Source organism: Helicobacter sp., assembly GCF_022511165.1.
GTDB lineage: Bacteria > Campylobacterota > Campylobacteria > Campylobacterales > Helicobacteraceae > Helicobacter_C.
In genome coordinates, this window is sequence record NZ_JAFLSB010000051.1 from 1 (window position 1) to 10,102 (window position 10,102).

At 38.9% G+C, this 10,102-nt stretch carries 11 protein-coding genes and 1 pseudogene; 4 read left to right on the forward strand and 8 right to left on the reverse strand.

Translation table 11 applies throughout. The features are described 5' to 3' along the window. The 5 genes from J1E28_RS06885 to J1E28_RS06905 form a co-directional block, all read right to left on the reverse strand. A partial coding sequence (locus tag J1E28_RS06885) for a non-canonical purine NTP pyrophosphatase (RefSeq protein ID WP_291028127.1) occupies window positions 1–706 on the reverse strand: 706 nt, incomplete at its 3' end. Between the two features lie 20 nt (window positions 707–726). Continuing rightward, a complete protein-coding gene (locus J1E28_RS06890; protein ID WP_291028130.1) occupies window positions 727–1,713 on the reverse strand; it encodes a thiamine-phosphate kinase in 987 nt (328 codons plus the stop codon). A 9-nt stretch (window positions 1,714–1,722) separates the two neighbouring features. Further along, entirely contained in the window at window positions 1,723–2,553 is an 831-nt protein-coding gene (gene nadC / locus J1E28_RS06895; RefSeq protein ID WP_291028132.1) for a carboxylating nicotinate-nucleotide diphosphorylase, read from the reverse strand. A gap of 156 nt (window positions 2,554–2,709) precedes the next feature. Further along, window positions 2,710–3,348, reverse strand: a complete 639-nt coding sequence (locus J1E28_RS06900; RefSeq protein WP_291028134.1) for a superoxide dismutase — start codon at window positions 3,346–3,348, stop codon at window positions 2,710–2,712. 114 nt (window positions 3,349–3,462) lie between these two features. Continuing rightward, window positions 3,463–4,536 carry a radical SAM protein gene (locus tag J1E28_RS06905; protein WP_291028136.1) on the reverse strand — a complete coding sequence of 358 codons (1,074 nt, stop codon included), beginning with the start codon at window positions 4,534–4,536 and terminating at the stop codon, window positions 3,463–3,465. 310 nt (window positions 4,537–4,846) lie between these two features. On the opposite strand from J1E28_RS06905, the gene J1E28_RS06910 reads away from it, so the two are divergent. Genes J1E28_RS06910 through thiE form a run of 4 tightly spaced genes read left to right on the forward strand, consistent with a single transcriptional unit; the run spans window position 4,847 to window position 7,631 of the window. Next, the gene (locus tag J1E28_RS06910; RefSeq protein ID WP_291028138.1) at window positions 4,847–6,037 is read left to right on the forward strand and encodes a murein transglycosylase domain-containing protein; all 1,191 of its coding nucleotides are present in this window, start codon (window positions 4,847–4,849) and stop codon (window positions 6,035–6,037) included. 13 nt (window positions 6,038–6,050) lie between these two features. Further along, window positions 6,051–6,809, forward strand: coding sequence for an arginyltransferase (locus J1E28_RS06915; protein ID WP_291028148.1), 759 nt, complete (start codon window positions 6,051–6,053; stop codon window positions 6,807–6,809). Window positions 6,810–6,817: 8 nt separating this feature from the next. Continuing rightward, window positions 6,818–6,943, forward strand: coding sequence for a hypothetical protein (locus J1E28_RS06920; protein WP_291028140.1), 126 nt, complete (start codon window positions 6,818–6,820; stop codon window positions 6,941–6,943). Between the two features lie 10 nt (window positions 6,944–6,953). Next, complete coding sequence (thiE, locus tag J1E28_RS06925; protein WP_291028142.1) at window positions 6,954–7,631, forward strand: thiamine phosphate synthase; 678 nt, start codon at window positions 6,954–6,956, stop codon at window positions 7,629–7,631. 143 nt (window positions 7,632–7,774) lie between these two features. Here the strand turns inward: thiE and J1E28_RS06930 are convergent, their stop codons facing one another. The 3 genes and pseudogenes from J1E28_RS06930 to J1E28_RS06940 form a co-directional block, all read right to left on the reverse strand. Then, window positions 7,775–8,950 (reverse strand): FAD-dependent oxidoreductase, encoded by a 1,176-nt coding sequence (locus J1E28_RS06930; RefSeq protein ID WP_291028144.1) that lies wholly within the window; start codon window positions 8,948–8,950, stop codon window positions 7,775–7,777. Then, the gene (locus tag J1E28_RS06935) at window positions 8,934–9,869 is read right to left on the reverse strand and encodes a Gfo/Idh/MocA family oxidoreductase (protein WP_291028146.1); all 936 of its coding nucleotides are present in this window, start codon (window positions 9,867–9,869) and stop codon (window positions 8,934–8,936) included. The genes J1E28_RS06930 and J1E28_RS06935 overlap by 17 nt, the downstream gene beginning before the upstream one ends. An 8-nt stretch (window positions 9,870–9,877) precedes the next feature. Beyond that, window positions 9,878–10,102: pseudogene (locus J1E28_RS06940) on the reverse strand (glycosyltransferase); the annotation flags it as partial.

Here is a 10,102-nt window from a genome sequence, read left to right on the forward strand (position 1 = left end):
AGATAACATTTTTAGCACTTGGTTCAAACTCTGCTAAACTTTTGCGCAAAGGATTATGTTCATTTGGCACAAATATAGGGTCATAGCCAAAACCCTCGTTGCCTCTTGGCTCACTGATAGTAACGCCCTCTAGTTTCCCTTCAAAATGCTCAATATGGCATTGTGAAAATGGCAATAATGGCAGAGATTTAACATAAATGAGCGCGATATGAGCTACAAAAAACGCAGGAGTTGGCGCAAATGGTGCAATTTGCTCTATTAAGCATTGCAGATTATCGCTATCAGTGCTATTGTGTGTCATCGTATGAGCTTGAGTAGGGTGTGGATTCTGTATTTTTTGTGTATCTTGGGCTAGATTCTTAGCAAAATGCTTATACTCGGCATATCGTGCGCTATAAATGCCCGGCTCCCCATTAAGTGCGCTCACGCATAATCCGCTATCTTCTGCAATAAGCGCAAGTGGGGCTTGCAAAAGTGGCAGATTCTGCGTATAGGGATTATCTTGGTGTTGTGATTGCGTATAGAGTGCCTCATAGATAGCCTGCACCTTGATTGAGGCATTTTCTGCAAAGCTTGTGCCATTTTCGATAATATGTAGGGGCTTTAGAATCTCCTCATACGCATACACTTTTATATCTTTATCCCCAAGCATTGCGCTAAACTCGCGGATTTTGTGTTGATTACCTGTGGCAAGTATAATTATCAATTAAGGCTCCTTTTATTAATTTAATGCCACGCTTTGTGTGGAGGCAAGGCATATCTTTTGCGTGTAAAAGCACCCAAAGGACACACTTTGATTCTATGCACAGCCGCTTTTCTTTGAAGTTTTAATCTATCCTTTGGTGCAATAGCAAGCAACATTTCATAGGATTCTCCACTTTGGAGCAAATGCCTCAAATGAGGTGCAAAAAGTGGTAGATACGCCTTGAATCCTAGCTTATTTATGCCACAAAGCTTGATCATATCACTTAAGATACCATCAGAAATATCCATACCACCCTTGAGAAAAGAGGCGCATTCTTGTATGAATCTACTTCGAATGCGTGGAGCAAGAAACCTCCCCTTTGCCCTCAAAGGCTTATATTTAGGTGCATTGAGTAAGGTTTTTAGCACTTTATGGCTTTGAGTGATAGTATATCGAGGATATGTATCGCTTGTGTAATAAAGGAGGCTTTTTGGTGGAATCTTATCGCGATAAAGTGTGTGTTTATGTGGCTTTGCAAATAATGTAATATGAATCTGCAAGGAAGTCGCCCCTATGGTATCGCCACCAATAAGTGCGATGTGATGAGTGCGACAAAAATCCCCCACGCCCCGCACAAATGCCCTAATCTCTACTTTATGCCACGATTTTGGCAAAGCTATACTCAAAGTGGCATATAAAGGGGTGGCATTCATCGCTACGATGTCGGAGTAATTGACTAAAAAAGCCTTTTGAGCGAGTTCATAAGGCGAAAACCAACCTTGAAGAAAATGCACTCCCTCGCAAAAACTATCCATACCAATAACTAGTGATGTGATATTTTGCGCGGGAATATGGGCTTTGTGTGGCTTTGTATAAAAGAAATGTGGCGTGGGGGATTTTTTTGTAGTATGAAAGGAGCTTTTTTTAGAGTGAAAATCTATAAGGCAACAATCATCACCTACACCCTTTGTGATAGCCTCCCTCTCAAGCAAATAAAGAAAAAAAGATTCTCTATCAAAGCCTATCACTTGATACCTTTAGCTCTCAATTTTTAGGCTTAAGTCAAGCCATTGTGCTTGATGTATGAGTGAGCCTACACTGATTGCATCAACACCGCTTAGGGCGTATTCTCGTATATTTGAGAGATTGATATTTCCGCTTGCTTCAAGCATAATATGCCTTGCATTAGCATTGCGATAGCTCACTACTTTTTGAATTTCCTCTATGCTCATATTATCGCACATTATCACATCAGCCCCTGCGCTTATAGCTTCTTTTGCAGCTGCGAAACTCTCGCACTCTACCTCAATAGGACACATAAATGGCAGTCTCTCCCTAGCAGTGCTAATAAGCGCTTGTAAATCCTCTATATGTGCTAAATGTGTATCTTTAAGCATAAGCATACTATCAAGTCCAAATCGATGATTATGCGCCCCACCATTGCGTATGGAGTATTTTTCAAGTTCGCGTAATAATGGGCGTGTTTTGCGTGTATCAAGGAGTTTAACAGGCAAATCTTGTATGAGATTCACATAATGATGTGTGAGAGTAGCAATACCACTGCTGTGAGCGAGGATATTGAGCAGGACGCGCTCAAGTTGCAAGATTGCTACATAATCCCCCTCTATATGCACCAAATGCGCCCCTTTATGAAAAGAATCACCATCTTTAAGTGAATTTATAAGTTTTAATCCAAAATGCGCTATAAGCGCTTGAAGATATATTTCACCCGAGAAGATTCCCTCCTCTTTAGCAAGAACATAGGCTTTTGCATTTTTTTTAGGGGCACAAAGCGCGTATAAATCACCTCTGCCTAAATCCTCATTGATTGCTTGCGTGATAAAAGATAGAATAGATTGCTTTGTCATAGCTATGCCTTGGTTTTGCTTTAAAATGAAAGAAAGTGAGATGATAGCATAAAAATGCAACACCTCTCTCAAAGAGTGCTATAAACAGAGGATAAAAGATTGATTGCGCAACAAGCTTACTGCTCGCTACGCAAAGAATAAAATTTTAGATTAAGCTTACTTTACAGGGTGAAGTTCATTCATATAGAATTTACTTGAATTTACGCCCTCTTTTACTGCCCATTCATAAGAAGTCGATACAAAAGCCCAATTAATATGTTTCCAAAATGCTTCCAAATATGCAGGACGCGCATTTTTATGATCAATGTAATAGGCGTGTTCCCATACATCAACCACCAAAATCGGTGCTTTTCCTTCAGTTACAGGGGTAGCTGCATTGCTTGTTTGCACAATTTCAAGCTTTTTGTTTTGTGAATTATACACAAGCCAATTCCAACCAGAGCCAAAAAGCGTTGTGCTTGAAGCAAGGAATTTTTCTTTAAAAGATTCCAAAGAGCCAAATTCTGCATTAATCGCCGCACTTAAATCTCCCTTTGGCTCACTCGCCTTAGGACTAATGCAATCCCAATAAAAATCGTGATTATACACTTGTGCAGCGTTGTTAAAGATACCACCACTTGCCTTGCAAATAATATCGCCAAGCGCTGCTTTTTCAAATTCTGTGCCTTTGATGAGATTATTCAAATTATTGACATAGGTTTGGTGATGTTTGCCATAATGATATGAAAAAGTCTCCTCGCTAATAAAACCGCTAAACTCATTTGTGCCATAAGGCAACTTGCGCAATTCAAACATAATTTTCTCCTTGTAATTTGTTGTGCTTAGATTCTTAATTCAATGGAGTATTTCTAAAACCCATATAGCTTTAAGCTTAAAAGCGTGTGCATTATAATCAAAAATTTTTAACTTTCATTCTATGACTTGATAAAATGTATCTAAGCCTACATTGCAGAGTTTTACACCGCCTTTTTGATGTAGCGATTCTAAAAGTGCCAAAGTTTGTGTATCAAACATATTATGCGTATCTGCCACACTTAAAGGACGTCTTTTAAGCAAACCAATAAGCTGCTCTTGGGTATAAGATTTTGTCTGCTTAGAATCTTGTGCGTGAGAATGTGAGGATTGCAAAGGTTGCGCATTAGCATAAAGCTTTGAATTTTCACAGGTTTGCGATGGGGGGTAAGATTCTTCACAGCTAGATGTTTTATGAGCGGATTCTCCATAAGATATATCTATTTTCGTGGTATTTGGGCTTTGTGTGCGCTTTGGGAGATTAACTTGCAAGTGTTTATAGGCATAAAAACACTGCGCAAGCTCTGCTAGTCGCTCTTCACTCACCGCCTCTACCTTATAAGCAGGTGGGCGGTCAATGCTGCCTATATCCACGCGCAGAATAGGCAAATCCGCCAAAAATGCCGCGATGTCTTGTGCTTGAGTGATACTATCATTTATACCCTTGACAAAAAGCACTTCTGCGACAATCTCGCCTTTAAAACTTTTACAAAAAGAGGCAATGCCCTCTTTGATACGCGCTAAAGAAAGGCTTGAATGCGGTCTATCCACGCGCTTAAAAGCCCTCTCTTCTAAGCTATCACAGGAAAATTTCACTATATCAAGCTTTTCTAGCGCATTGCGCACTTGTTCTTTCCATAAAAGTGAGCCATTTGTCAAAAGGAGTAATTTTATAGAATCTGGCACAATACTCTTAAGAGTGCTAATTAACTCTTGTAAATGCGGATATAGCGTTGGTTCTCCATTTGCAGTAAGTGTCAAAACATCACATTGATAAATATTGAGCGCATTTTTTACAGATTCTACAATATCACTTATCGGCACAATAGAGCGCATAGAATCCACACTTTTTGCACCTTTTAACTCACAATATACACAATCAAAGTTACATTGCTTTACAAGAGGCGATAAATCAACACCAAGTGAGCGTCCAAACCGCCGAGAATGCACGGGACCAAAGACAATTTCCATAACGCACCTTTTCATACATTAGCTTCTATGCTGCTTTCGGTTTTCTTATGCTAAGAATCTAAAATAATGAGAAAACTTTTATATCACTTTCAAACTTAAGGAGTATAACATATTTTGCCTCTAGATTACTTTTGCTTCCCCATTATCTTACATCTTTTTGATAATGGCTTAAAAGCATTTTTATCTATCCTTTGTATATGCTACACATAAGCTTTTATGGATAAAATCTTAACTTTTTAGGATAAAATCAGCATTTAAAAGATTAGAATCTTTAAAGCCAAATTATATTTATGGAGTATTCTTGCGTATTATGCCTATATTAGCCCATTTTCTAGCTATTTTTTCATATTTTATATTTTCTTTGAGTTTTGTGTGTTTTTTAACTGCTTGCTCAAGCATTCAAAATGCTACACAAATTAGCATAGACGATGATCCACACTATGCGATGAGGCAAATTGCAGGTAATCAGCTTCGCATCTACGCAACCGATAAAAAAGCACTTTTGCGCGATATACAAGAGGCAAAAAAACAATACAATAAATCCACCCCAGCCCTTAGTGGCAATGTCGCTAAGCAGTGGAGCACAGAGGATATAACTCTGCCAAGTGCGCAAACTTATGTCAAATATGCTAATGCCTACAAAACAAAAACAAGCATTGATTTTAGTAATGGCACAATCACCATAGAATCTATTGATGGCGTAACTACATTAGAAAAAGCCATTATTAACACCCTTTTGATGCCCCAAGATCCAAGCAAGGTAGATTTATATTCAGGTGCTAATTTTGAGATTCAAGGCGAGCCATTTCTTGCGGGGCTTATTAAAGACAATGAGGGGCAAGATATTCTCACGCAATGGCGCGCTCAAAAATATGCAAAATACTTGATAGAACATCAGCTCAAAACGCGTAAAGATAGCAATGGCAAGGTAATAGATTATGTCAATTTGCAAATGGTGGGAGATTATCAAAGTAAAAGTGAGCATAGATATGAGAATCTTGTGATTAAATATGCCCATAAATACAATGTCTCCCCCTCCCTTGTATTAGGCATTATCCAAACAGAATCTAACTTCAATCCCTATGCAGTCAGTGGCGCACCTGCTTATGGACTAATGCAAGTTGTCCCAAGCACCGCAGGAGCAGACGCGTATGAGCTTATTAATGGCAAAAAGGGAATGCCTACAAAACAAATGCTTTTTGACCCTGAAACCAATATCCACTATGGCGTAGCATACCTTAGCATACTGCTTAATCGCTATCTTGGAGATGTTAAAAACAAACAAAGCCAAGAATATTGTGTTATCACTGCTTATAATGCAGGGGCTGGGGCTGTGCTAAGGACATTTCATAATGACAAAAATCAAGCTCTCTCTCGCATTAATGCCCTCTCTGCCTCAAAAGTCTATGATACACTTCGCTCAAAACTCCCCTCTGATGAGGGCAGACGCTATTTACTCAAAGTTAGCACCTTTAAGAAAAATTATGAGCATATCAAGTGATGAATGGCTCAAAATGAGATTAGTTGAATTCTATTCGGATAAGAAGACTTGTAGCTATATTGATTCAAAACAGAGTATTTTTCGCTATTTTCATATCCAAAATGTAACACCAAGTTTTTATTATGGACTACTTGAGCGCGGGTGGCGGCGGTTTGGAAACTACTTTTTTACGCCTATGTGTGAGGGCTGCACGGATTGTATTTCTATACGCACTTTAATCAATCAGTTCAATTTTAGCAAAAATCATAAGCGAGTGCTAAAAAAGGCTGAAAATATCGATATTTACATACAAAAGCCCACTATTTCTCAAGCCCACATTGAGCTTTATAATCGCTATCATCGCGTGATGCGTGATAAAAAAGGTTGGGAATACACCCCTATCACCCCTGAATCTTATATGGATATGTTTGTTGATGGGCATCAAGACTTTGGTTATGAGTTTTTGTATTTTATAGATTCACAGCTTATTGGTGTGGGGCTTGTCGATGCGCTTTTTGATAGTATCACTGCGGTATATTTTTATTATGATCATCGTTTTGCCCCTTATAGCTTAGGCACGCTCAATATCCTTAAGCAGATTCAAATCGGTAAAGAAAATGGGCTTAAATACTTCTATCCGGGCTATTGGATAAAAGATCATTATTGTATGGGTTATAAGGAGCGTTTTGCGCCTTTTGAAGTGTTACAAAATATCCCCGATGTCTTTGAGCAACCCATTTGGGAGCCTTACAGCGGCAAAAAACATACACCAAAGCTAAACGATAGAATCTAGGGGGAAAAATGGAATTTTTAGCACATTATCTTAAGGCGATAGAAAATATCTCTTTACAAGACAAAGAGCATACCTATCGCCCAGATTTAAGCCTAAAGCTTGAAAAAGAGATTGTAAAAATAAAGCTCGTATAAAGATTTTTAAATGACAACATCTAAGCATTTGCAAGGCATTTATGCCATTAGTGATGAGATTCTCACCCCCTATGATATACTGCCTCAATGCCTAGAATCTGCTCTCAAGGCAGGGATAAAAATCTTTCAGTTACGCGATAAGAGCCATAGCGATGCTTGGCTTTACCCAAAGGCAAAGGAGCTTATGCACTTATGTGAAGCATATAACGCCCTTTTTGTGCTAAATGATAGGCTTACTTTGGCTTTAAGGCTCAATGCTCCCGCCCTACATTTGGGGAAAGATGATGGCGCAATCACAGAAGCGAGGGCACGATTTAAGGGGATTTTGGGAGCTTCAAGCTATGGCAGTATGCAAAGAGCGCAGGAGTTAGAATCTTTGGGGGTAGATTATGTCGCTTTTGGGAGCTTTTTTCCCTCACCTACAAAGCCAAATGCCCCCCGCGCACCACTTGAGATTCTAGAATCTGCCAAAGCCACGCTTCATATTCCTCTTTGTGCGATTGGAGGAATTAGCACTATGAATATATCACTGCTAAAAAATGCGGATATGTGCGCGGTAATCAGTGCTTTATGGGGCTATAAAGATTCAAAAGATTTAGATTCTACTCCGCAAATAAGCAATGAGGGATTACAAAAAATACATCATAATGCCCTTACCTTACAACGCGCATTTTCACAAAAACTATAAATCTTAGCATTTGCACATTTCTCCAAGATAGCTTATGCCGATATATCCACCCATAAAATCTTAAGCTCCCCTAGCCTCTTTTGCTGCATCACTTATGATAAAAAGCTCTTGCACAAGAAGTAAAGCCTTAGAATCCTTCTGCTTTATAGAGATTCTGTTTCAAGTAGCTCTATAATCTCATAAATATTGTCAATCTTTCCACCCATTATCGTGCAAAAGCCCTTTAAACCATAGTCTTTGGCAAATACAATAGGTCTACCATCATCAATTTCATTTTGCACTTGCAGGGTTTTTATCTCATAGAGTGAATCCACATATTCTAAAGATTCCAATAGTGGCATATATCGTTTGCAGTCTGCGCGCATCAGTGGAAAAGAACTCCTTACATTGCTCTTAAAGTTACATAAAAGCTCATAGGGATTAGGCAAATCTACGCTCTCTTGCCACGCAAAATGTGGTGTGTAGCGCACATGGCTTAATGTATAGGTTGCTTTTGCAGGATAAGGCATAAGTGAGAAAAAGCTCCCGTCCATAATGGTTATGGCAATTCTTTCAAGTGCGCTTGGAATGCTAACAAGAGCCATTTCTGTCATTTCAAATTTAAGTGGGAGCGGGGGCAAATGCGAATGGAATAATAAATCATTAATCCCTGCATAAGTGCAGTTAAGGATTAAGGGTGCATAGAGGGTGCTTATGGGTGGATTTAACACATTATGGTGAAGTTTAGGTGGCTTTGAGGCACAATTTTTTATGCTATGAGAAGCAGTAATATCCACACACAAGCCTTTTTTATCCTCTCGCACGCAAATAGCGTGGGTATTGAAGGCTATTTCTATGTGTTTTAGGTGGAGAGTATCCTTTAAAATCGAGCGTAAGATATGAGCATCAAATACGCATTCACGCACACTAAACACATCACTTATGAGGCGAGAATCAAACATTGCTTTGATATAATAAGGAGCAGATTCTATAGGAATCCCAAATTGCTTAAAAAGCCTAAAAAACTGCACACTCGAAGTCTTTGAACCAATATTTGCAATTGCATAATACTTTGAAAAATCATCTTTAATCGCTGGGGCAAATTCCCTGCAAAAACGTTGAAAATGCCGCGAACTACTTATAGCCGTAGAGAGACTACGTGGATAGTGATAGCCATTATGCACACGGGCTTGGTTATTAAGACTTGCGTGTAAAAGTAAATCGCTCTCTTGCTCTAAAAGCAAGATAGATTGGTATTTTGCCTTGAGATAAAGCGCGATATATGCTCCAAAGAATCCGCCCCCGATGATAATGCAATCATACTTATTTTGTTTTGGCATTGTAGCTCACATCGTGGGCGTGGGTAAGCAGCCCTAAGATAACCTCACATAAACGCAAATGTGCCGTGTAAGCTTGTGGATTTTCGCCCATATTTTGAAAACTTTCAAGCGCGAGGGTGAGATTATTTGTCTCATCAAAAAGTGGCAAAATGTGTGTATGTAGATTTGATTTTGCGCTATGAGTGTGGATTGTAAGGGGCATAGAAGCTAACATATCAATCGATAATGTAAAATCCTCTGTTTGAATGCGCAAAATCCGCTTTTTTGTATGATCAAGCAAGGAACAATCAAGTTGTGCGCGAATCTCCTCTTTATTTTCTTTTATCTTATCCTCCACTATATGATTTGCTTGTGCGCTAAGCTCTAGAGTGGCACTTTGGCTTTTCTCATCTAAGAATGTGCATTTTTTAACACAAAGCTCTTGTAAAAGCTGCATTTCTTGCATAAGGGCAAAAACGCTCAAATAATGCACACCAATGACTTCTAGCACACTTTCATTAGGATAAAAGTTTCCATATTGGGCGATATTTGCATAAAGTGAGCGTATGGGGCTTGGGTGAGTTTTAAGGAGATTGAGCACATAAGTAATCGAGCGTGAAAATGTGTAGATATAATCCGTAAAAAGTATTTTGTTGTGCTTTTTTGCGAGATTTAATAAGGTATAAAATTCTTCTTTATTCCTAACACTTGGCTTCTCAAGAAATACATCGCAATGATGTTCTAATGCAAGGGAGGCACAATCAAAATGCGCACACAAGGGCGTAGCGATAAAGGCAACATCAACTTCTTGCAGAATCTTTACTAAATCCTCTCTTGCCACATCACTTCCAAAGACACCGCGCAAAACAAAATACTGCGGTATGTATTTTTGCAAGATTTTGCCCCAATATCCTCTGCCTATTAATACTGCTTGTTTCATCACATTCCTTATTTTTTGTGTAAAATCCTATATAAACGCCATATTTGTTTTAAATAGGTGCGTGAGAGCGCAAAGACTTTCACTTTAGAATCTGCAGGGTCATCTTCCCAACGCACAGCAATTTCTTCAATAGGTATGCCTTGAAATTGAGCTACAATGAGCATTTGTGCGCAATAAAACCAGCTATTATCCTCATTGCATAAGGCTTTGAGTTCTTGGGCAATATGCGCTTG

What these genes read in the sequence shown, in the direction of transcription:
- J1E28_RS06900 (WP_291028134.1), bottom strand. Translation starts at nt 3,348, where the DNA reads ATGTTTGAATTGCGCAAGTTGCCTTATGGCACAAATGAGTTTAGCGGT.
- J1E28_RS06935 (WP_291028146.1), bottom strand. Translation starts at nt 9,869, where the DNA reads ATGAAACAAGCAGTATTAATAGGCAGAGGATATTGGGGCAAAATCTTG.
- J1E28_RS06920 (WP_291028140.1), top strand. Translation starts at nt 6,818, where the DNA reads ATGGAATTTTTAGCACATTATCTTAAGGCGATAGAAAATATCTCTTTA.
- J1E28_RS06910 (WP_291028138.1), top strand. Translation starts at nt 4,847, where the DNA reads ATGCCTATATTAGCCCATTTTCTAGCTATTTTTTCATATTTTATATTT.
- J1E28_RS06905 (WP_291028136.1), bottom strand. Translation starts at nt 4,536, where the DNA reads ATGGAAATTGTCTTTGGTCCCGTGCATTCTCGGCGGTTTGGACGCTCA.
- thiE (WP_291028142.1), top strand. Translation starts at nt 6,954, where the DNA reads ATGACAACATCTAAGCATTTGCAAGGCATTTATGCCATTAGTGATGAG.
- nadC (WP_291028132.1), bottom strand. Translation starts at nt 2,553, where the DNA reads ATGACAAAGCAATCTATTCTATCTTTTATCACGCAAGCAATCAATGAG.
- J1E28_RS06915 (WP_291028148.1), top strand. Translation starts at nt 6,051, where the DNA reads ATGAGATTAGTTGAATTCTATTCGGATAAGAAGACTTGTAGCTATATT.
- J1E28_RS06930 (WP_291028144.1), bottom strand. Translation starts at nt 8,950, where the DNA reads ATGCCAAAACAAAATAAGTATGATTGCATTATCATCGGGGGCGGATTC.